Source organism: Dyadobacter sp. CY326 (assembly GCF_021390515.1).
Taxonomy (GTDB): Bacteria; Bacteroidota; Bacteroidia; order Cytophagales; family Spirosomataceae; genus Dyadobacter.
Window position 1 is genome coordinate 226,673 of the sequence record NZ_JAJUXI010000011.1, and the last position, 20,647, is coordinate 247,319.

Annotated in this window: 21 protein-coding genes; 9 read left to right on the forward strand and 12 right to left on the reverse strand. The window is 44.1% G+C overall.

Translation table 11 applies throughout. From position 1 onward, the window contains the following. Positions 1 to 202: 202 nt before the first annotated feature. Positions 203 to 634 (reverse strand): XRE family transcriptional regulator, encoded by a 432-nt coding sequence (locus tag LZG73_RS21730; RefSeq protein ID WP_233854483.1) that lies wholly within the window; start codon positions 632 to 634, stop codon positions 203 to 205. Between the two features lie 192 nt (positions 635 to 826). On the opposite strand from LZG73_RS21730, the gene LZG73_RS21735 reads away from it, so the two are divergent. From LZG73_RS21735 to LZG73_RS21750, 4 genes are all read left to right on the forward strand, one after another. Continuing rightward, on the forward strand, positions 827 to 1,075 hold the full coding sequence (locus LZG73_RS21735) for a hypothetical protein (RefSeq protein ID WP_233854484.1): 249 nt from the start codon (positions 827 to 829) through the stop codon (positions 1,073 to 1,075). Positions 1,076 to 1,190: 115 nt separating this feature from the next. Continuing rightward, positions 1,191 to 1,877: a hypothetical protein gene (locus tag LZG73_RS21740; protein ID WP_233854485.1), complete on the forward strand. Its 687-nt coding sequence runs from the start codon at positions 1,191 to 1,193 to the stop codon at positions 1,875 to 1,877. Positions 1,878 to 2,122: 245 nt separating this feature from the next. Continuing rightward, positions 2,123 to 2,650 (forward strand): hypothetical protein, encoded by a 528-nt coding sequence (locus tag LZG73_RS21745; RefSeq protein WP_233854486.1) that lies wholly within the window; start codon positions 2,123 to 2,125, stop codon positions 2,648 to 2,650. Positions 2,651 to 3,113: 463 nt separating this feature from the next. Next, on the forward strand, positions 3,114 to 3,713 hold the full coding sequence (locus LZG73_RS21750; RefSeq protein WP_233854487.1) for a 2'-5' RNA ligase family protein: 600 nt from the start codon (positions 3,114 to 3,116) through the stop codon (positions 3,711 to 3,713). 7 nt (positions 3,714 to 3,720) lie between these two features. Here the strand turns inward: LZG73_RS21750 and LZG73_RS21755 are convergent, their stop codons facing one another. The 8 genes from LZG73_RS21755 to LZG73_RS21790 all read right to left on the reverse strand — a co-directional run bounded on the left by LZG73_RS21755 (position 3,721) and on the right by LZG73_RS21790 (position 12,756). Further along, entirely contained in the window at positions 3,721 to 4,011 is a 291-nt protein-coding gene (locus LZG73_RS21755) for a HigA family addiction module antitoxin (protein WP_233854488.1), read from the reverse strand. Between the two features lie 133 nt (positions 4,012 to 4,144). After that, entirely contained in the window at positions 4,145 to 5,524 is a 1,380-nt protein-coding gene (locus LZG73_RS21760) for a putative oxidoreductase C-terminal domain-containing protein (RefSeq protein WP_233854489.1), read from the reverse strand. A 45-nt stretch (positions 5,525 to 5,569) separates the two neighbouring features. After that, positions 5,570 to 6,346 carry a glucosamine-6-phosphate deaminase gene (locus LZG73_RS21765; protein ID WP_233854491.1) on the reverse strand — a complete coding sequence of 259 codons (777 nt, stop codon included), beginning with the start codon at positions 6,344 to 6,346 and terminating at the stop codon, positions 5,570 to 5,572. Between the two features lie 12 nt (positions 6,347 to 6,358). Beyond that, a complete protein-coding gene (gene nagA / locus LZG73_RS21770; protein WP_233854493.1) occupies positions 6,359 to 7,540 on the reverse strand; it encodes an N-acetylglucosamine-6-phosphate deacetylase in 1,182 nt (393 codons plus the stop codon). Positions 7,541 to 7,566: 26 nt separating this feature from the next. Further along, complete coding sequence (locus LZG73_RS21775; protein WP_233854495.1) at positions 7,567 to 8,889, reverse strand: sugar MFS transporter; 1,323 nt, start codon at positions 8,887 to 8,889, stop codon at positions 7,567 to 7,569. A 235-nt stretch (positions 8,890 to 9,124) separates the two neighbouring features. After that, positions 9,125 to 10,477: a Gfo/Idh/MocA family protein gene (locus LZG73_RS21780; protein ID WP_233854497.1), complete on the reverse strand. Its 1,353-nt coding sequence runs from the start codon at positions 10,475 to 10,477 to the stop codon at positions 9,125 to 9,127. Positions 10,478 to 10,522: 45 nt separating this feature from the next. After that, a complete protein-coding gene (locus LZG73_RS21785; protein WP_233854499.1) occupies positions 10,523 to 11,530 on the reverse strand; it encodes a Gfo/Idh/MocA family protein in 1,008 nt (335 codons plus the stop codon). Between the two features lie 167 nt (positions 11,531 to 11,697). Beyond that, positions 11,698 to 12,756 carry a substrate-binding domain-containing protein gene (locus LZG73_RS21790; protein WP_233854501.1) on the reverse strand — a complete coding sequence of 353 codons (1,059 nt, stop codon included), beginning with the start codon at positions 12,754 to 12,756 and terminating at the stop codon, positions 11,698 to 11,700. A 401-nt stretch (positions 12,757 to 13,157) separates the two neighbouring features. On the opposite strand from LZG73_RS21790, the gene LZG73_RS21795 reads away from it, so the two are divergent. Genes LZG73_RS21795 through LZG73_RS21805 form a run of 3 tightly spaced genes read left to right on the forward strand, consistent with a single transcriptional unit; the run spans position 13,158 to position 15,126 of the window. Then, positions 13,158 to 14,606: an arylsulfatase gene (locus LZG73_RS21795; RefSeq protein WP_233854502.1), complete on the forward strand. Its 1,449-nt coding sequence runs from the start codon at positions 13,158 to 13,160 to the stop codon at positions 14,604 to 14,606. 50 nt (positions 14,607 to 14,656) lie between these two features. Next, positions 14,657 to 14,872: a hypothetical protein gene (locus LZG73_RS21800; RefSeq protein ID WP_233854503.1), complete on the forward strand. Its 216-nt coding sequence runs from the start codon at positions 14,657 to 14,659 to the stop codon at positions 14,870 to 14,872. Then, positions 14,863 to 15,126 (forward strand): Txe/YoeB family addiction module toxin, encoded by a 264-nt coding sequence (locus tag LZG73_RS21805; protein WP_233854504.1) that lies wholly within the window; start codon positions 14,863 to 14,865, stop codon positions 15,124 to 15,126. Before LZG73_RS21800 ends, LZG73_RS21805 begins: the two co-directional genes overlap by 10 nt. A gap of 13 nt (positions 15,127 to 15,139) precedes the next feature. On the opposite strand, the gene LZG73_RS21810 is transcribed toward LZG73_RS21805, so the two are convergent. After that, a complete protein-coding gene (locus LZG73_RS21810; RefSeq protein WP_233854505.1) occupies positions 15,140 to 15,757 on the reverse strand; it encodes a response regulator transcription factor in 618 nt (205 codons plus the stop codon). A gap of 22 nt (positions 15,758 to 15,779) precedes the next feature. Then, positions 15,780 to 17,708, reverse strand: coding sequence for a sensor histidine kinase (locus LZG73_RS21815; protein WP_233854506.1), 1,929 nt, complete (start codon positions 17,706 to 17,708; stop codon positions 15,780 to 15,782). Positions 17,709 to 17,904: 196 nt separating this feature from the next. Between LZG73_RS21815 and LZG73_RS21820 the strand changes: the two genes are divergently transcribed. Both LZG73_RS21820 and LZG73_RS21825 read left to right on the forward strand, forming a co-directional pair. Beyond that, positions 17,905 to 18,309, forward strand: coding sequence for a hypothetical protein (locus LZG73_RS21820; protein ID WP_233854507.1), 405 nt, complete (start codon positions 17,905 to 17,907; stop codon positions 18,307 to 18,309). Between the two features lie 20 nt (positions 18,310 to 18,329). Then, positions 18,330 to 19,235, forward strand: a complete 906-nt coding sequence (locus tag LZG73_RS21825; RefSeq protein WP_233854508.1) for a hypothetical protein — start codon at positions 18,330 to 18,332, stop codon at positions 19,233 to 19,235. Positions 19,236 to 19,333: 98 nt separating this feature from the next. Here LZG73_RS21825 and LZG73_RS21830 read toward each other — a convergent pair whose 3' ends face one another. Next, on the reverse strand, positions 19,334 to 20,503 hold the full coding sequence (locus tag LZG73_RS21830; RefSeq protein ID WP_233854510.1) for a M23 family metallopeptidase: 1,170 nt from the start codon (positions 20,501 to 20,503) through the stop codon (positions 19,334 to 19,336). Between the last annotated feature and the right edge of the window lie 144 nt (positions 20,504 to 20,647).

Sequence of the window (20,647 nt, forward strand, 5' to 3'; positions counted from 1 at the left end):
TTGATGTATTTATCCCCTTGATTTATAGATACGTTTGGTGAATAAGGCTTCTCGATGTTTAATATCTAGTAAAGATTTTACTATTCAAATTTATTATTCGGTCGAATTACAAGTTTTATCGGTTAATGTTTTAACTTGGCTTAACTATTCAAACTTCATAATGAACTTAAATTACAGGCCATGCCCCGTTCATATTTATTTATTACCGCTCTAACTTCCCCCCAATCAACCGCTCCAACCGCCCCATGATCTCATCCTTCTCCTTCAACATCCGCTCATAAAGCTCCATTTTCTCCTCATGCAATTTTCTGATTTCTGTAATCGGATTGACATTGAAAGTCGAATGTGGATTTCCTAAATATGCTTGATCGTGAAATGTATTTGAAATAATATTAATCGCCTGATCTTCATCAAAATTCCTAATCGCCTCGCTCGGGATTTTCAGTATCGCTGAAACCTGCTCCAAAATATCGGAATCGATCTTTTCTCTTTGTTCCAGTAAAGAAACCTTTTGCTGGTTCCACTCTTCGCCGAGCTCAAAAGCGAGGACGTCTTGCTTGATTCCGAGCATTTCGCGGAAGCGTTTTAAGTTGCGGCCCTCATGAATCTTCGGGTTCGAGGCAGTATGTGTCATGCGGAAGGCGGTTTTGTTGAAAAGGCAATTTAGATAAATCTATCGGTAAGTTTCCGAGTAATTTACAAGCAATCCGGTGTACGATACGCTCCGGATGTGTTGCGTATGGGTTTCGAGATACATTACTTTGCCGCCAGATTCAGTGAAACTTCCATCATTATTGTAATCACACATCTACGACTTCGCAAAAAAATGAACACAGAAACACGCGCTAATGAGTCGCTCGACTCAAAATTGATTGGCTATGGAAGAGAAGTAGCCGCGTTACTCAGCAGCAGTTCTGCCGAAAGTTGGACTAGCGAACTTTGGACCATGTTCAGCGGCTTCATGCTCGCCCAAAACGAAATGGGCCGAACGACCAATTTGAGCAACACTTATTTCTCGTTTAAGGAATTGCTGGAATTTTTCGAGAAGGTAGAGGAAATTCGGAAATGTGAATGATAAATCCGTTCATTCAATCAAGTCGGCCGAACGAAAAATTTTGGCTAATTTGTTGAAGAAATGTACATATATAACATTCATTATCGTGGGCTCTTCCAACCAATCGTCAAACGTTATGAGAATATGCTTTCTACTTTCCCTGATACTAGCATTTGTCTCTCAAGCGCGCGCGCAGCAAGCTTCGCGTTGGGAATTCGGCGTTCAGTTGGAGCACGGAAGGGATTGGTATAATCGTAAATATTACGATTGGGGTGAACTTCCAAATGGCTACATAAAAAAATTTCCCTCATATTGTTCACGTGGAGCGGGCTTTTACGCAGAGCGAGTTATCAATTCAAGGCTTTCTGCTTTGGCGCAAATCAGCTATTCGCAAAAAAAGATGTATGTCGATGTGTTTGGCGAAACAAGCCGGACAGCTGGGAAGTGGATTACAAAAGAAATGCATCACCGTGGCGCCTTTGATGCGGGAATGAGGTGGTATGTCAATCCAAAATCAAAAATAAAGCTTTTTGTAGATGGAAAAGTAGGAGCGAATATGTTCATCGCCGCTGTGCAGGGGGAAGCAAGGCTCGGAAACATTGTGACCAACGATGCATTTGGTTATGATCGTGTTATTCCGGTGGCCTCTGGTTCAATAGGAGCAAAGTGGCGAAGATTAAGCATTTCAGCAGAATATAGACAGGATTTGACTGCTGCGAAACGGGAAAGAACCGGGACGGGGATAACGGGTAGGGGTGTTGTTGGGAAAGTGGCGTTTGTGTTGTTTCGCGCTGGCGAAATGCAGTTGCTACGTTCTAAATAGAAGATAGGCCGGTCTCATTCGTCGTTTCATAGATGGATTGTGCATGTGGAAACTTTTCGGATGCGTATGGTAGGGAATGTCCGTTTCAAAGGCATTACAATCCACAATGGATATGGATTGTTGGCATCAAGTACACCGCCTTTGCTCCGGTTAAAAGCGAAAGTCGTACATGTAGGCCTTGAAATTATCACTACAAAAACGAACAATACGCGTTTTTCCTATTTATAGCAAATTTCTATACATCTATGCAGGAATTGCTCGACCTTCCCGACTTAAAAGATAGCAACTATGTGTCTATAGTTGATCCTGACATACAGTACGCACTCGAAAAATCCGAAAATGTCCCTAGACAGCGAATCCGAAATAATCTGCCCGGTACATCTAATTTTTGCCCGCTGATATTCAAATCAGCCAGGCTCGAGAGTTATATCGACGACGATCTGGAACAACGGACGCATTCGATTCTTCAAAAGACACAAAAAGACATTTTGTACAGAACCTCGGCATTTCTATTGTTAAAGGATTCGAAAGCATCTTTTACAATCGAGGGAGAAAGTCCGTCACACATTCGGGCTACAAACTGGGGAAAGGCTATCGGGCAAGCCGGAAGTAAGGGACTTACTGCGGGCGAAGTTTTGCGTTTGCAAGAGCTCGTGATCGGAGACAACAGTCGAATTCCGATGGGATTTCGAATCAAAATGGACTTGTGGGTTGAACATGATAAGGCGACGGGAACGGCCGACTTCACCGATACGTCATTCATCACCTGCTAGCCCAAACTGGGTTTACTCCTAAGGGTATCATATTTCCTGTTTCAGCGGCGATTCTTGATAAAATTACAGGCTACCGGGCGGTCTTAGAAAGTTATTCTCATTCCATTCTTCCATATATTGAATGGGAGCCGACAAGCGATCATAATATTCAGGTCAAAAATGAAACTGCTGATTATTATAAATATTTTGATGCAACCAAGCAGGCTGAATTTTTATTTGAATGTATCAATTATACGATAAGTCATACAATTCCAAATGAAATCAGATATCTGGAAAACTACGATGCTTTTAAAACGTGGCTGGATGATCATGTTCCAATGTCAGATAGGGGTGTTTCGCTACTTCTTATTTTTTTATCTCAAAACGAGGGGAGACTTTCCCGAAGAGCGATATCGAATGAATTTAAAAATTTGGAGCATGATCACATTAAAAGGATTGAGGAAGCATACAAAGGTATTGTGAGATGAAACAAAAACCGGTGAGGTATTCAATAGTTATCAGACCTTCAAAGCGTATTATCAACGAGGTCAGAGAAATGAAAAATGCTTTGCGAGAGGCAATAGGAGGCTTGTTCAATAGTGTGAATTCCGAGGCCCACATTACATTGTTTGAATTTCATGCATATGAAGCAGATTTTGTTCCGCTGTTAGATGAATATAAACGAGTAGTTGAAAGACTAGCACCTCTTGACATTAAATTCGATGGCTTTGATCATTTCCCTAAGAATGGTGCTTTCTACGTAAAACCAACCAATTTATCCGCGCTAGCTATCATTGAGCGGTGCCAAGATTTTAAACGAGAAATTAGCTCTAAGCTCTTGAAAGATCGTGCTGAGGGATGGACTGAACTTTTTGGTAAACCGCATATGTCAATTGGCCGCAAGCTTCTACCCGAATGGATAAGTGTGGCCTATTCGCTTTTTACAGAATTTAAGGCTGATTTTCAGTGTAATATAATAACAATACGGAAGTTCAACGAAGAAAGGAGGCAATTCGATGTTATCGAGGAGCTGCCCATGTTAGGGAAGGGATTAGTCTCTGACAAACAACTCAATTTGTTTTGAAGGGCATTTACTGTAAGGCCAGAAATGCTGAATCGTATTCCGCTTGACAAAGATCATAATTACGCTGAATATCAAGCCAAAACTCCGCACTTGTTCTAGATGCCTCTGACAAACGCACACACATTTCAGAGCTAATTCCTTGATGCTCATTCAAAATATTTGAAAGTGTTTTGCGCGTAACACCCAGGCCTTTGGCAATGTTAGCTTGGGTGTAGTTGTGCCCGGTTTCTTCTTTCAAACCCTCAATCGTTTCCTTAATTAACGCCCCGGGTTGGGCTGGTCTCATTCCTCGTTTCATAAATTCTTATAATTAAGAATAGTCCAGTTAATCAACATCGTAGCATCAATAAGCAAAAATAAAAAGGGAAAGCAAACTGCCTTCCCTCTACATGCCCGTTGCTTTCAAGCAACGGAAAACATTCATAACAACCTCACTTAGCCTCCTTCAAAGCCAACGTCGTCAAATAATACTTAGCAATCATATTCGGCACTTCCCATCTCGGAAGCTGTCCAGCCTTCAAATACTCCATATACTTGTTAGCAACCTGCGCGAAGTGCGCTTCGTGGCCGTTGTCATATTTCGCTGGAATACTCACTTCCCAGCCGGCTGCGTTCTTTTTTAGCTCAATGCCTGGGTATTTCCCTTGCACCATTTTGAAGCTGTTAGCCACGGCGTCTTCGTAAGCTTTTGATTTGTCAATGGTCTCAATGTAAAGCACTGGCTTGTATTTCTGCTCTTTGCCCTGGCGTACGATCAGGTTGGCTTTGGAGCCTTTCATGATGGAGTAATGCGTGTCGCCGGTGCCTTCGGGGGCCTGGAAATTCCATAAAACGGAGACTTTGGCATGAACACCTTTTAGGATGTAATTCATGGCGCCATTGGAATAAACGCTTAATGTTGTGTCTTTTACGTCTTTGCTCAGGAAGTCGGGAAAGTTATCGCTTTTGGTTACGAGCTTGAATTGTGACTTGGTAAGCTTAGTCGCCGTGCGTTTTGCTGAAAGCAGTTTAACGTCCTTTTTGTAATCCAATTCAGTGTTTGGGAAACAGCTCCATTGTACGAGATCAACCAAGTGGGTGGTAACGTCCACCATGCCTTCGCCTTGTTGTTTTACGTCAAAAAACCAGGTTGGCCGCACTAATGCTTCGCCGGAAATGTATTTGAAAAAATGGTGCACACTTTCCTTCGCAACGGCCGGATTCTCAGCCGTTCCTTTTTGTAATTCACCGAAAATCTCAGGCGAAGCTGCCAGCTCGCGCTGCAATGCGTTGGTGATCTCATAACGCTCGGTCATGATGTCGTAAAGCAGCACTTTGTTTTTCTCGGCGCTTGTAAATGCTTCTTTTAATTTATCAAAACCTGCCGCATCAATGGCCATGGGCTTATCCGCAAGCACATTAAGGCCTGCGTCCACGGATTGTTTAATATAATCAGTCTTTTTTTGATTGTTTCCAGCCAGGATAACCACATTTCCCTTCTTTTCCGAAAGCATTTTTTCAAGAAAATCGGGACCAGTGTAAACTTCTTCTTTCCAGCGCGTCGGGTCTTTGGGACTTGCATTGTATTTTTCGACTTTATCCAGATACGCCTTCACATCCGGGCCCTCGGACGCATATACATGTACGACCGAATCGACGTCAGGATACATGGATTTTTGAACAAGAGCTGCGTGAAAGTGCCCGGGCTCGACCACGATCAGGCTTAAAGGTTTTTTTTGTATCTCGTCTTTGGCTTCTTCTTTCTTCGTATCACATCCCTGATTTAATGCCATAGCGCTCATGAAAGCGATTGTCAAAAGTGTATTTCTCATGTTGGTGGATTGAGGTAATAATGCAAGATAGGCTCAAAAATGATGTTACGCCTGACTGTAAGACGAAATTTCTTTCAGCTTCCCTGAACTGGCTTTATCAATAAACAAAATCGCGTTTGGATGTTTCCGAAGGATCGTGGACGGATATTCTTCCTGAATTTCTTCGGCCACGGTGTGGTAAATAGCCTGCGCTTTTTTCTCGCCCGGCACCATCGCAAAAGCATATTTCGCCTTCATTAATGTGGGGATTGTGAGCGTTAACGCCGTTTGCGGCACTTCGTCAAATGTGTCAAAACAAGCATCATTCACTTGTTGCTGGCGGCAAGCATGATCCAGATCAACTTGTTTTACGATCAAAGGATCATCAAAAAACGCCACATGTGGATCATTAAAGGCCAAATGTCCATTTTCTCCGATGCCCAAACAAACGATATCAACCGGATTTTCTTCTAAAAGTTTAGCATAATGATTGCATTCTTCCTGAATATTTTCAGCATTGCCATTGAGATACGAAACCGACTTCAACGGCACAAAATCGAATAATTTAACTTTAAGAAAATTGCCGAAATTCTGTGGCGCGTCATTGGGCAAGCCCACATATTCGTCCATGTGGAAAGCATTGATTTTCTCCCATTCAATTCCTTTTTCTCCTTTTAATGCTGCCAAAAACTCATTCTGAGACGGTGCCGAAGCGAAAATGATATTAACCGAATCCTGGATTTGTTGTAACTCGCGGATTTTATCAGCAACCATTTGGGCTGCATTGATCCCCATTTCTTGTCTGGTGTCGAAAATTTTTATTTCCAAATCGTCAACCTTCATAATTTGTGTTTTTTAAAATTGCTTGTCATAAATTATTCTGCCTCTTACTATTGTCTTTTGTATGTTAATGTCGCTGTCGAAAATGACGATATCAGCATCTTTTCCAGCGACTAATGTGCCTTTTTTGTGATCCACGCCCATAATGCGCGCCGGAGTAGCAGTCATCATCCGCACCGAATCGAGCAGGGAAACATCAGCCATTTGAACCATATTTCTTACCAATCGGTCGGTCGTGGAAACGCTTCCGGCGAAGGATGTGCGGTCTGGTAACTTGGCGACGCCGTCCTCTACGATCACTTTCAGGCCGTTTTTCAGCGATCCCAATGTGCTTTCGCCTCCGGGCATTCCGGCGGCGCGCATGGCGTCGGTGATGAGTGCAATGCGGTCGGGGCCTTTTATTTTGTATATCAATTTCAAAAGCGGAGCGGGCAAATGCACGCCGTCGGCGATAATTTCCACGTCCATATCAAGTAAAAAAGCGCTTTCAATGGTTCCTGCATAGCGAAATGCATTCTTGCGCGTCACACCTGACATGGCTGAATACAGATGCGTTGCGAGCGTGTAACCATTCTCGTAAGCTTCCAGCACTTCTTCATAAATGGCATCTGTATGGGCCACAGCTGCTAGAATGCCTTTTTGTTTCAATCTTTTGCCGAAATCAATGGCTCCCGGAAGCTCGGGCGCAGCGCTCCATCGTGTAATGGACGAGGAATAAGCCAGCACTTCTTCATATTCATTTGGATCAGGATTTCGAATGTAACGCGGGTCCTGCGCACCACGCTGGCTTAGTGCGAAATATGGGCCTTCCAGGTGCATTCCCAGGAATTGCGCCCCTTTCACATTAGTTGCATTCGCCTGTTCGTAATTGTCAAGCGTTTGTAACAAATCCTCTTTTTCGCTGGTCAATGTTGTGGGAACCATGGCGGTGGTTCCATATTGCGCATGCGTCTCAGCTATTTTTAGAAATGCATCAACTGTTCCATCCATAAAATCATGTCCGCCTCCGCCATGAATGTGCAGGTCAATGAAACCCGGTGCAATGTAATTCCCGCCTGCATCAATGACCTCGGCATCCGGAAAATCAACATTCCCGTCGTGTATGCCCAGGATCACGCCATCTTCAACCAGCAATGTTCCGTTCCGGATGTAGCGAAAAGGGGTGATGATGTGACCGTTGGTTAATTTCAATTTCATAAGCAATGTGTTAATTCTAAGAAATTTCAAAATCCCCACTTTCTTAATTTATGACCTTTGACCGCATAAAAAACGAGATATAAATAGCACGGCAACAACACCCAGTAAGCCTGCCTTACATCCAGCGTATCTGCGAAATAGCCGTAGAAAAGGGGCATAATGGCATTCCCGCAAAGTCCCATGATCATGATCGAAGCACCGAGTTTGGTAAACCGGCCCAGATCATCCAGCGCGAGCGGCCATATTCCCGCCCAAACCAATGAATTGGCCAATCCAAGTAACACCACAAACCAAATCGAAATATCTGTCGTGTGACCCAGGAAGTGAATTTCTCCTTTTGCAAAAACAATCAGTAATGTAAAAATCGTCCCCAGCAATGTGCAGATCCTAAGCGCCGTAACCTGACTGATATACTTCGGAATGACGGTGATTCCAATCAAATACCCGCAAATGGTGCAGAAAAGTGTGTAGGAAGGAAAAACCTTCGCTTCCAGCAAATCAATGCCCATGGAATTGGCATAACCAATGATGGTGTCGATGGCAATCACTTGCGTTCCCACGTGCAAAAAGATCGCTAATGCGCCCAAAATGAGATGAGGGAACTGAAAAATGCTGGTCTTGCCTGCGTTAGCACTTGCAATTTGTTCGCTTTCATGCTCCGTGTCAATCTCCGGCAAAGGTGATTTGTAAACCAAAAAACCGAGGATGAAAAGAAAGCTTCCCAGTCCGATGTAAGGATTAATAACCCTGCGGATTAACTCGTCCAATGCTGTGCTGCGTTCTATGTCTGTCATCGAGCTCAGTTGCTGAAACATGGCTGTGTCGGTAGGGCGGAGGATGACGGCTGCGAAGACAATGGGAGACAAAATGCCTGCCGCTTTATTGCAAATCCCCATTATGCTAATGCGCTGGGCTGCACGTTCTTTTGCGCCGAGGATTGTAATGTATGGGTTAGCAGCAGTTTGTAAAATCGCTAATCCAATGCCAATGGTGAACAACCCAAGCAGGAAAATCTCATAGGTTCGAGACATGGCGGCGGGCACAAAAATGAATGCACCCAAGGCCATCGCCCAAAATCCAAACATCATTCCCTTCTTAAAACCCACCGCTCTTAGCAAGTAGGAGGAAGGCACAGACATCACGAAATAGGCAATATAAAATGCAAATGCGACCAGGTAAGCCTGAAAACTGGTAAGCTCACAAGCAATTTTGAAATATGGAATGAGAATAGAGTTCACCCACGAAACAAAGCCAAAGATGAAAAACATCAGCCCAATCAGGAAGATCGAGATCATCGTTTCCCGCTTCGAAAGATCTTCAACTTTGATTGCTATGGAGGCGTTGTTCATGGTTTTTGGCGATAAACCCCCGGAATGAATTCCGGGGATAGGATATGTAAATCCCCTGACGGGGATAATTTTTACTGGCTAGGCGCATAATCCCCGTCAGGGGATTACAATCTCATTGCCCTGGATTTCAATCCAGGGTTTTGGAATAAGCCTTGGATTCAGACTGAGCTAATCTTGAACTAGGCTAATCTGACTTGAAACTGAGCTGAGATTAAACTAAACTTTTTAAACCGAGCTAAACAGTCGGTTCCCAGCCTTTTTGATATTCTCTTTTCCAAAGTTTCTCAGCTTCTTTGTTGCCTTTAATGTGCCCATTTGAAGAATCAACATTCAATGTTGCTCCTGTGCGATAAGCAATGTTGCCAAGCTGCGCCAGCAATGTGCTCTGGTGTCCGCCGACGATCTCGGAAGCCAGCGGCGTTCCTTTTTTAATGGCATCAAAGAAATTCTGAATGTGCAATGCATCGAGTCCCTGCGACGGGTTCATCTTATTTCTTGGATCAATCACAAAGTCATTTTTTACTTCCTTAATCACCTTGTTATCAAGTCCGTAAATGGTGTAAGTGTTGCCCTCGCCAATTTGCAGCGAGCCTGTTTCTCCATAGAAAATCACCCCAACGCTGCTGCCTTCATTCGTCCGGCCGTTGCAGCTTCTGCCTTCCCATGACATGGCGGTGTTATTGTCAAATTCTAAATTAATAACTTGTGTATCAGGCGCTTCCCAGTCGTCTTTATACCGGAATCGTCCACCCGAAGAGGTAACCCGGTTGGGATATTCAACTTGTAAGCCCCAGCGCATTAAATCCAGCATGTGTGTGCCATTATTAAGCGCTTCGCCCGTTCCCCAGTTCCAAAGCCAGTGCCAGTTGTAATGGATTAAATTATCCTTATAAGCACGACGCGGTGCGGGACCTTGCCATAACTCATAGTCCAGCCAGGTTGGAACAGCAGTCTCTTTTCCCACGCCGATGGACGCCCTATTATTGGTATACCAACCTTTTACAAAATACGGACGGCCAATAGCACCGCTATGAACTTCCTTAATTGCAGCCATCACATTCGGCCACGAACGGCGCTGGTTGCCCATTTGAATCACATTCTTATATTTTTTGGCCACAGTGATCAGCATTTCGCCTTCGTTTGGGTTGTGGCTGCAAGGTTTTTCCAGATAAACATGCTTTCCAGCTTTCGAAGCCAGAATGGCAGCAGGCGCGTGCCAATGATCGGGCGCTGCGATAACCAATGCATCCATATCCTTGTTTTCCAGTGCCTTCCGAAAATCAGGCGTGTTGGCAGGTTTGGATTTTTGAATGTCATTAACAGTGCTAATGCATTTTTCTGCGGCTCGTGAATCCACATCGGAGATCGAAACAACCTCACAGTTTGGCTGCAATGCATAGTTAGAAGAAAGCGCCAGACCGCGACTATTGACGCCCATCACGCCGACTCTCACTTTCTCATTTGCCCCAATGATTTTTGCATAACTTTTTGGACTAAAACCTGGCAGCACGCCGCCCAAAGTAAGCAATGCGCTTCCGGCAAGCGTTTTTTTCAAAAATTCTCTTCTTTCGTTAGGAATATTTTTCATGTCAAATGATGGTTAAAGGATTTGGTCACCAAGTCTGAGCAATGTTCATCGGCTCTTTTTGGCTTTGGTTAAAACACTCTCCAATGTTACACTTTTTCCGCCTTGACGTTTGCTTTCATCGGCGGCTTCCATGAATGTGAAAATTTCGATCGTTTCCTGAGGCGTTACGGGCATTTCGCCTGTTTTGAAATATTTGATAATGTCTACCAAAAGCGGCTCATAGCCTGCATAAGGCCCCAAAACTTTGTTGCCGTCTTCCGTAAAAACTGTCCCGCCATAATCGTGCTTGCCTGTGCGCGTGCCTCGGAATGTGCCTGTTCTGCCATCACCCCAAATGCCTACAACAATGTCTGTGTTTGGCGTGCTCACGCGCGTGACGCTTTTGCAACCAGTTCCCATGACAGTATATAAAGTTTCAACGCCATGGACGCCATACCAGAAGAAGTCTGGATGGGTTTTTTCCAAAACGGCAGGACTATAAGTGTCTGCGCCCAGGACTTTGGCTTTGTCGATATTTTCAAGTCCTTTGATATAGCGCAAAGATGAGGCAGAGAAAACGGGGATTTTGTATTTTTCGGCAGCATTATAAATCGCAATCGTGTCTGATAATGAGGCAGCTACGGGTTTGTCTATAAACATTCTTTTGCCAGCTTTAAACACTTCCAGTGCTTGTTCCAAATGCAGTCTCCCATCATTGGTTTCCAAAAGAATTACATCCGTTTCGGCTAGCAATTCCTGGATTGAGCCGGTTATTTTTACACCTAACTTTTTGACTTCTTCAATGTATCCCGGAATGCGTTTCGTGCTGGATTCTATGTCCTTGCTCCCCTGCGGATATGCAGCCGTCACTTTGTAACTGTCATAAACCGGATCTGGCGCCTCTGCATTCAATGCTTTTGCAAATGCAACGCTGTGAGAAGTGTCCAGTCCGATGATGCCGACGCGTTTTCCGTCAGCGACGCGGGCAATGGCTGGGAAAAAGTCCAGCAACCCCAATCCGGCGCCAGTTACAACAGATTTGATGATGAAATTTCGTCGGTTAAGCGAATGCATAATGTTTAATAAAGTGTTTAGGAATAGCCTCGAAAGCGATTTCGGGGACGTACCCGTAAATATACTAACATATTTTTAACGATATGTTATTGACCTACTTGGTTATAAATTATTTTGGTACAACACGATATCAAGATCATTTCTATGGCATTTTAATTACTTAACATTCAATTTTGATAAAATGCCTGATTTTCCCTTGTGACGATGTCGATAGGCATAAAATGAACCTTGGCGACGGTTGTACCAAGCACCAGGGTTTCATACAAGGCCATTAATCCGCGGTAACCTTGTTCTTCCGGTTTGTGACAAATTAAAAAATCGATTAGCCCTTCTTTCAGATAGCGAATGTTCTCTTTCAGGAAGTCGTAACCGATCAGCGAAATGTCGGTTCTGTTATTTTTTTCGAGAAAAGATGCGACTGAGGACACCCGGGAATTGGTGACAAAAATGGCTTCAATGTCTTCATGCGTGAGCAAAACACGTTTGAGATCTCGCGTAACGGACAGGTTATCCGTGTCTTTAATGTCAATGCGAATGATTTCACCCGGAATATTGTGGTCCTTGAAATAGCTTCGGAAGCCTTCCTCGATCTGATGGTAATTATAGGTGTCTGTATCCTTGGAAATATTGACAACCAGCACTTTATGCTTTTCTTTGAGCCGATAAGTCAGCAATTTCCCGCCCACATAACCGCTTTGGAATAAATGAGGACCAATGTAAGCCAGGTTATCCTGATCCGGAATGTCAGAATCGATGAATGCGAAAGGGATTTTAAGTTTGTGGCAAGTTTTAACAAACTCCCGTGCTTCTTCTACGAAAGAGGGCGCCAACAAAACGCCCTGAAAAGTGCCATCCAGGATCAGTTTCGTTTGTTCCGTGAATGAATGGTGATCATTGAGGTCAAACAAAAACGTGCTGACCTGCACCCCATATTTCTTGATTTCATGCTGCGCGCGCAAGATTCCTTTTAAAGGAGCTTCCCAAAAATCAGTTTCCTCGGAAACTTTGGGAAGCAAAACGGCAAGCGATATGATCTTCCTCGAAGCCAGGCGACTAGCGAGTATATTTGGCTGATAATCAAGTTCTTTTATAATTTCATTGATCTTTTTTTTTGTCTTTTCGGAAACGCCGGTGCGATTGTGAATAACCCTGTCAACCGTTGCAATCGAAACATTTGCACGCCGCGCGATCTCCTTCACGCCAAAATAGGTGTTGTCTTTCTCCATTCGGGAAGGTAATAATTGTAGATGTTCAAAGAAGAATATTTTTATAAAATCTACCTGTTAATCGGCTCTGATTGCATTTGGTGCGGTAAAAGTTAGTGGTAAACAGCGCAACTATTTTAGCCAATCAGCCCATGCGGCTATTGTTTGTTTGATTTTAATATTCTTATTTTGTCTATCAATTAAGTAGATTAAAAACTGCTGAGGCATAGCAGGGAGATATATTTTGAACCCCGATACCCTATTTGACAGCGCAGTCCGACTTGCCGGAATTTTCGGTGGTTGTCAATTCATGCCAGTCGTCTGGCTGTCGTAGGGTATCGGGGGCAAAGATAGCCGCGGTTTTTCAAGTAATCCGGCGGTTTCAATGTCTTTTTGAAGTATATCAAATATAGTAGTAAATAATGAAAAACGTTTTTACGCTGTTTTGCTGCTTTATAATTGGCATCATTGGATGCGATTTATGGGCACAAACTGCAAAGCCGGGGAGACCCAACATTATCTTCATTTTAGCTGACGACCTGGGTTATGGAGACGTGGGATTTAATGGTCAGAAATTAATCAAAACACCAAATATTGACAAGCTTGCGCGGGAAGGGATGATTTTCAATCAGTTCTACGCAGGGACATCCGTTTGTGCGCCGTCAAGAGCTTCATTGCTTACGGGCAAGCATACGGGTCATACATACATTCGCGGGAACAAAAGTGTTTCACCCGAAGGGCAGCAGCCCATTGCAGATTCGGTGCTGACGGTTGCTGAGATTTTACAAAAATCCGGTTACGTCACCGGGGCTTTTGGCAAATGGGGACTTGGGCCGGTCGGCTCGGAAGGAGATCCTAATAAGCAGGGTTTCAATCAGTTTTACGGCTATAATTGCCAAAGTCTGGCGCACCGTTATTATCCCAATCATTTGTGGGAAAACAATAAAAAGATTGTTCTGGAAGGCAACAAAAATCTGCGTTATAATAAAGAATACGCGCCGGATCTCATTCAGCAAAAAGCATTGCATTTCGTTGATGCTCAGGATGGTAAAAAGCCGTTTTTCCTGTTCCTGCCCTACATTCTTCCGCATGCTGAACTGATTGTTCCGGAAGACAGCATTTTGCAATTTTACAAAGGCAAGTTTGAAGAAAAACCGCATAAGGGCGACGATTACGGGGCTAATGCCAAGGACGGCGGTTACGCTTCGCAGGAAATTCCCCGGGCCACTTTCGCAGCCATGGTTACACGTTTGGACATGTATGTGGGTCAGGTTTTGGATAAATTGAAAGAAAAAGGACTGGACAAAAATACGCTGATCATCTTCACGAGCGACAATGGTCCGCACATAGAAGGCGGGGCCGATCCCAAGTTTTTTAACAGCAGTGGCGGATTACGCGGCGTAAAACGCGATTTGTACGAAGGCGGTGTTCGCGAACCATTCGCAGCGCGCTGGCCAGCCGTCATTAAGCCGGGATCGAAAAGCGATTATATTGGAGCGTTTTGGGACATTTTGCCAACGTTTTCGGAGTTAGCTCAGGTTCAAGCTCCTCATAACATTGACGGGATTTCCTTTACTGATGCATTAAAGGGTAAAACGACACAGAAGAAGCACGATTATCTTTATTGGGAGTTTCACGAACAAGGTGGCAGACAGGCAGTTCGGCAGGGAAACTGGAAAGCCGTTCGTTTGAAAGCTGCTGGCAATCCGGACGCATTGGTTGAACTTTATGACTTGTCAAAGGACCCGAGCGAAACCACCAACCTCACCCCCCAATTCCCCGAAAAAGCCAAAGAACTCGGCCAGATCATGAACAAGGCCCACGTCTCATCAGCGCTGTTCCCGTTTGGGAGTTTGGTGACTACGGAGTAAACCTAGAGTTAAAAATATTTGGTATATTTATCTTACCAAATTCAGCAAACATGGAAACGTTAATTATTCAAGGAGAAGGTGAGCAGATTAGCACGCTGAAAGCATTCTTAGCAACTGTTGGAATCAGTTATAAAACTGTTCAAGAAGAAGATACAACTGATTACCTTTTAAGTAACTCAACCAATAAGACTCAACTCTTAGACTCTATTCAAGAAGCCAAGGACGGAAAAACCCGAAAACTTGGCCTCGATGATATATGGAAATAGAGTTTACGTCAAAAGCAGAAGCGCAACTTACTTATTGGAAAATTACAGGAAATGACGCGGTTCTAAAAAAAATCAGAAACCTAATTGCTTCCATTCTGGAAACTCCATTTCATGGAATTGGCAAACCAGAACCTCTCAAATACGAGCTTTCAGGCTACTGGTCAAGAAGGATTACTGATGAACATCGGCTAGTTTATGAAATTACAAATGATAAGGTTGTAATCATTCAATGCCGCTTCCATTACAGTAAATAGATAACGCGTTCGATCAAATCAACCCCAACCCAGCCGCTAGCTTAATCAACGATGCTGTGTTTGAGACCTCGAATTTCATGAGGAGGTTTTGGCGGTGGCTGTTGACTGTTGTTACGCTGATGAAAAGTTTGTCGGCGATTTGCGGGTTGGTCATTCCTTCGGCAATGAGGATCAGGACTTCCTTTTCACGGCGGGTAAGGAATGGAATCGTTTTTGGCGCGGAAGTTGCCGCAGCCTGATCGAAATTTACATTCATAAAATAACCTCCTGCCTGCACTTGCTGAATCGCTTCCAAAATTTCCTCCTTACTAGAACTTTTAATCAAATAACCGGAAGCTCCATTCTGAATCATGCGCGAGACATAAGCCCGCTCGCTGAATGTGCTTAATGCAAGCGTTTTGACTTCTGGAAATTGATCCTTAACCTTTTTGCAAAGCTCTATTCCGCTGATATCGGGCAGGTTAATGTCCAGAAACGCAATGTCGACCTCATTGTTTTTAAGAAACGAAATGGCATCGATGGCATTGGTTGCGGTGCCCACGACCGAAATTCCCTCGCTTTCTGACAACAGAGATTTCAACCCTTCCAACACCAGTGGATGGTCGTCCACAATAAGAATTCTGACATTCATAAGTTCAATTTATTTAGGTTAATTACACAACAATTTCCACCAACACGGATGTGCCTTCCTCTGGTTTCGATTGAATATCAAGCTTTCCGTTAAGATAATCCACACGTGCCTGCACATTCCTGAAACCCGCTCCTTTGCTTGTTTCCAGGCTGCTCACGTCGAAACCTTTACCATTGTCTTCCACGGTAAGGCTTACATTGCTGCCAATGCGGGTAAGCTGGACTTGCGCCTCGGTTGCATCGGCGTATTTCAGCACATTGTTTAAAAGCTCTTGCACGACGCGATAAAGCACAATCTCAATGGATGAGTCGAGCCGGTTTTCGAATCCGAAATCCTGCATAACCACCTTCAATTGACCCGATGCACTGATTCCATCACAAAAGTCTTTGAGCGCGTCGATTAGTCCGAACCTGACGAGCGTTTCGGGCATCATGCTGTGGGCTACGCGGCGCATTTCGCTGATGGCGCCGTCCAGTTGTGTGAGTGCCCGGGTAAAGGTCATAGCGCTTTCCTCGGGCAGAATTACATTTCCTTTCACGGAATTTAAAGTTAATTTAATACCAGATAATAATCCACCGAGACCGTCATGCAAGTCTCTGGCGACGCGGGTGCGTTCTTCTTCCTGGCCTTTCAAAATGGAGTTTGTGGCCACGAGTTGTTTTTCTTGTTGCAATTGGAGCACTTCTTTTTCAGCGATTCGTTTTCGTATTGTAATGTTTCGGTAAACCAAAATTGAAATGAGTGTGAGGACGACTAATCCTGCAATTAGGCTATAAATAAGGGTGTTACGGGTTTGTTTTTCTTTTTCTAGGCTGACAATCTGCTTTTCCTTTTGAGCAGTCAAATAGCGCGTATCCAGTTCCTGCAATTGCTTCTGAACATCCACTCCTTGAATCGAATCGTTCAGGATCGAGTATTTCATTAAATAGTCGTAAGCGCCTTTGTAATTGTTTTCACGCGCCAAATCCGTTGCGTAATCTTCATAAAGCTCAACCAAATGGTCTGTCATTTCATTGGCCTCGGCGATTTTGAGCGCTTCACGCGTGTATTTTGCAGAAAGTGCAGGCTCGTTGCGGTCTTCGGCCACAAACATCAGGGCCCGCAAACATTCCATTTCCAGAAAAACATTGCCTGTTTTCCTGGCCAGGTCTAATCCTTTTTCACCATATTCCTGAGCGATATCCAGCTTTTTCAGCCCGCGGTTAACGCGACAGAGTCCTCCATAAGCCTGCACAACGAAGATGTCTGATTTAATCTTTTGTGCAATTACAAGCCCTTCCGTATATGCCGCGCGTCCTTCCTCGTATCTTTTTAAATTGAAATAGCATCCACCCAAGTTGGTCAGAATGTCGGCCAATGTCAGGCTGTCTTTCATTGGTCTGGCTAGTTGCAGGGCCTTCTGTTTGTATACCAATGATTTGTTAAAAAGATTGGCATGTTCAAATGCTGAGCCTATGCTGATGTAAAGTCTGGGCAGGAATTCTTTCATTCCTAACTTCTCAAACTGGTCCACCGAGCGCTGGTAATATTTAATCGCCTCAGTGAAATTGCCCATATAGACATAACTGGTGGCAATATTCGCCTGGCTTTTACCAATGTTCACCTCATGTTTCGTTCTCGTTGCTATGTCCAGGCTCTGTTTGTTCAATTTCAGTCCCTGGTCAAATTTGCCCTGCAAATTCAGAATGTAAGTGTAATTGGAGCGAAATTTGAATTTTCCCAAATCATAATTAAGCTTCTGACTAAGGGCCTCTGCTTTTAAATAATATTTGCCGGCACTGTCCAGATTTTGATTTTCTAACAGCTGACCGTATTCGATATACGCCAGCACCCGGTTGGTGTCTTCCTTACTCTCCCTGATCTTTTTCAAAATAGCATTGGCATCACCGTTCTGGGCTGCTGCGTGCACATAAAGAAGAAGTAGGAAGACAGTTTTGTAAACTAGTTTCATGGTTACACGGAGGAGTTTTGGCTGGAAAAATACGGGTGTAAAATTCCTAAATAAAACCATTGAATAATATCCTTTAAAAGCATGATTTTTCAAAAATCCTACTTTTAAAGGATTGATTGCCGGCCGCTTGACGATCTACCTTTGTCGAGTCAAAAGACAACTTATCTCATCTATTTATCATTTATTTAAAACAGCCATGAAAAAGATTTTTCTGATTTTATTCCTGAGTACATTATTCTTCGCTTGTGAAAAAGACAAAGACAAAGATCCGGCTCCGGAGCTGAGCGCGCAGGTTGTCGGCACTTACAAAATTACCGAGCTCAAAATTGACGGCACCAAGCAACCGCTTGAAGGAGCAGTAATCACGGTTCAACTGGACAAGTTTTCTTCGGAAGTTGTAACCGGTAAAATGAAATTGAAACTGGATGGTGTCTCCGAACCGGACGAGGATTTAGGCTCAATTGCACTGAAAAATGCCGGAAGCACGGGCATTGATCTGTACGAAGGAACGGAGAAGATCGGCAGCATTAAGTCTGGTAAGCTGAACATTTTCGTGGTTTATGAAGGCCAGGAAATTGAGATGATCGGAGACAAGCAATAATGCTCCATTTATTTATAGCCATGAAAAATAAAATAAGCGTCCTCCTTCTCTATGCATTGTGCCTCTCCTTTTTGAATTTCACTTTTTCCGACGATTTCTCTGAGATGGGTGTTACCCGAAAGGATTTCCAGGAAAGATTATGGAGCATTTTGCAAAACAATGCAGTTCATATGCCTTACGTCAGCAGTTCCGTAAAAGCAGCTTGCCGGGCCATTTCAACTGAAAATCAAGCGGCCGCCATTACAAAAGCAGGCACTTTTATAAAAGCTTATTACGGTTCCGACGAATTTAGAACGCGTTACAACACCTGGCTGAACAAAAGTTATCAGCCAGGGGAAACCAAAGTAAGCGAGCAGAGACAAGCGGAAATTCGTGCCAGCCGGCTGAAAGGGGTTCAGGGAATGAAAGCGGACGATATTGCGCCAATCGTTGATATGCAGATCCAATCGGCCGAAACGTATCAGGGCATGGAAGGCATGTTAACAAGTTTGCCCGCCGACCAGCGTGCAGATTTCAAAAAAACAATCGAAAACGGAAAGCAAACTGCTGCTTTTTTCAAGAAGATTAAGCCGCTTTTGAAAACGGATTTTGAAGAGTTCAAAAAGCAATATGCGGAGTTTCTTGCCAAAGATGAAATTGCGCAGTCGGAGCAAACACTTGAAAGGAATAACAAAAAGAATGCTTCGGAATACGAAAAGTGGAAGGATTCGGGGAAAGTGCTTGCTGCCAGGCTAAGCGAGTTTTTGGAAAAAAGCAAAGGAGTGGATTTTGCAGCAAAAACGAAGGTTGTCGATAACCGCGACAAGTTTGTAAATCCCGCTTATGAAGCGAAAAACGACGTCTGGAAATTTTGTTATCGCATTGGACCAGGTCCTACAAATGCTGCCCGCGGATTTGCCCAGCAATGGTTAGCAGAGTTAAAATAGGTTTTGTATCGTTTACAGACAGGGTCATTTGCTCCTGAGCTGTATTGAAACTCCGGGACAGATTCGCCAGTTATCTGCTCCCGGAGTTTCGTATTTAATTACTTTGCAGACGAGATCTGCCTGTTATATGCTTCCAATGGCACAGTTGGAATGTATCCTTTCTCGCCATTTTCAAGCGCTACGCGAAAGCCCTTGGACATTTCTCCAATTATCCTTACCAATGTATTAGCGGATAATGAGGCGATTTTTCCTTCATTATCAAGTTGTGGTGAGTTATATAAATTTGCTTTCCGCTTGATGCGGACTGTGTCACCGAGCCAGCGGGATTTTTCCGGCAGACCTGCAATTTTCTCTTTTCGATCGTCAATGAATGGCAAGGGATTTACCGCGCCTGAACCGCGCGCGTAAATTCCAAAATGCAAATGCGGCGCTGTGGTTATCGCATTGCCGGTGTTTCCAACCAAGCCGAGCGTATCGCCAACCACAACACGCTCACCAACTGAGACCAGCTGACTGTCCAAATGCGCGTAATAAAGCGAGTATGGACTGCTGAGAGAGGACAGAAAGACAACTTTCCCACCCAGGTTATTGGTGCCGGTTTGGGTTATAAATCCGTTTTGTGCTGCAACGACCGGTGTTCCACGCTTAGCCCGGATATCAACTCCTTCATGAGACCGGATTCCGCCGTCGCGGTCGGCACCCCAAAAGCTCATTACGGAAGATATGCCATGTCCCGAAACCGGGAAACCCAATGCGGGTAATGTTGTTAAGGATAGCGAAACAGCTGTTTTTTCGTTCACGCCGGTTTGCAGGCGAAGCAGCAATGTGTCGGAATTTTCATTGGTGTAAGTCAACGTTTGCCCTTCGCTGCTGAGATAATCCAGTCGCTGCGGCTTTCCGTTTGCCTTGATTTTATAGAGTTCCATGAAAAAATGTGCGGCAGTGTCCTCGGGATCGCGCAAAGGCGTAATGACCAATTTCCTTCCCTCAGGAACTTGCAGCCGAATGGCCTGTGCGGGAAATGAGTCACCCAAAAAAAAGCGCTCCTGGTAAGGCGCCATGGAAAATATCGAATCGTTCAAAACAGCTTCACCAACTCTAAACCACGTTTGTCCAGCCGCAGTTTTCTCCATCTTGGCCTTGTAGAGCTCACGTTCGTAATGTTCCTGCGGCGTAACCGGAAACCAATGTGAAACCGGCACGGGCTTACAAGAGGTCATAATTCCCACAACAAGCATCACAAACCACAACCGCCTCCCGTATTTCATGTCGCTAAAAATTGATCCTTTTTCCGATGGTTAACAAATTCATGCCATTGGGAAAGTGGATTGGGTGGATACAGGATCGAATCTCTACATTATCGGGCAATATTCATTCACTAAAAATCTTTCAAGCGTGGAACAATTACCGAT

Bases quoted from the DNA above. Each gene is read 5' to 3' on its own strand.
- LZG73_RS21730 (WP_233854483.1), bottom strand. From the start codon at position 634: ATGACACATACTGCCTCGAACCCGAAGATTCATGAGGGCCGCAACTTA.
- LZG73_RS21735 (WP_233854484.1), top strand. From the start codon at position 827: ATGAACACAGAAACACGCGCTAATGAGTCGCTCGACTCAAAATTGATT.
- LZG73_RS21740 (WP_233854485.1), top strand. From the start codon at position 1,191: ATGAGAATATGCTTTCTACTTTCCCTGATACTAGCATTTGTCTCTCAA.
- LZG73_RS21745 (WP_233854486.1), top strand. From the start codon at position 2,123: ATGCAGGAATTGCTCGACCTTCCCGACTTAAAAGATAGCAACTATGTG.
- LZG73_RS21750 (WP_233854487.1), top strand. From the start codon at position 3,114: ATGAAACAAAAACCGGTGAGGTATTCAATAGTTATCAGACCTTCAAAG.
- LZG73_RS21755 (WP_233854488.1), bottom strand. From the start codon at position 4,011: ATGAAACGAGGAATGAGACCAGCCCAACCCGGGGCGTTAATTAAGGAA.
- LZG73_RS21760 (WP_233854489.1), bottom strand. From the start codon at position 5,524: ATGAGAAATACACTTTTGACAATCGCTTTCATGAGCGCTATGGCATTA.
- LZG73_RS21765 (WP_233854491.1), bottom strand. From the start codon at position 6,346: ATGAAGGTTGACGATTTGGAAATAAAAATTTTCGACACCAGACAAGAA.
- nagA (WP_233854493.1), bottom strand. From the start codon at position 7,540: ATGAAATTGAAATTAACCAACGGTCACATCATCACCCCTTTTCGCTAC.
- LZG73_RS21775 (WP_233854495.1), bottom strand. From the start codon at position 8,889: ATGAACAACGCCTCCATAGCAATCAAAGTTGAAGATCTTTCGAAGCGG.
- LZG73_RS21780 (WP_233854497.1), bottom strand. From the start codon at position 10,477: ATGAAAAATATTCCTAACGAAAGAAGAGAATTTTTGAAAAAAACGCTT.
- LZG73_RS21785 (WP_233854499.1), bottom strand. From the start codon at position 11,530: ATGCATTCGCTTAACCGACGAAATTTCATCATCAAATCTGTTGTAACT.
- LZG73_RS21790 (WP_233854501.1), bottom strand. From the start codon at position 12,756: ATGGAGAAAGACAACACCTATTTTGGCGTGAAGGAGATCGCGCGGCGT.
- LZG73_RS21795 (WP_233854502.1), top strand. From the start codon at position 13,158: ATGAAAAACGTTTTTACGCTGTTTTGCTGCTTTATAATTGGCATCATT.
- LZG73_RS21800 (WP_233854503.1), top strand. From the start codon at position 14,657: ATGGAAACGTTAATTATTCAAGGAGAAGGTGAGCAGATTAGCACGCTG.
- LZG73_RS21805 (WP_233854504.1), top strand. From the start codon at position 14,863: ATGGAAATAGAGTTTACGTCAAAAGCAGAAGCGCAACTTACTTATTGG.
- LZG73_RS21810 (WP_233854505.1), bottom strand. From the start codon at position 15,757: ATGAATGTCAGAATTCTTATTGTGGACGACCATCCACTGGTGTTGGAA.
- LZG73_RS21815 (WP_233854506.1), bottom strand. From the start codon at position 17,708: ATGAAACTAGTTTACAAAACTGTCTTCCTACTTCTTCTTTATGTGCAC.
- LZG73_RS21820 (WP_233854507.1), top strand. From the start codon at position 17,905: ATGAAAAAGATTTTTCTGATTTTATTCCTGAGTACATTATTCTTCGCT.
- LZG73_RS21825 (WP_233854508.1), top strand. From the start codon at position 18,330: ATGAAAAATAAAATAAGCGTCCTCCTTCTCTATGCATTGTGCCTCTCC.
- LZG73_RS21830 (WP_233854510.1), bottom strand. From the start codon at position 20,503: ATGAAATACGGGAGGCGGTTGTGGTTTGTGATGCTTGTTGTGGGAATT.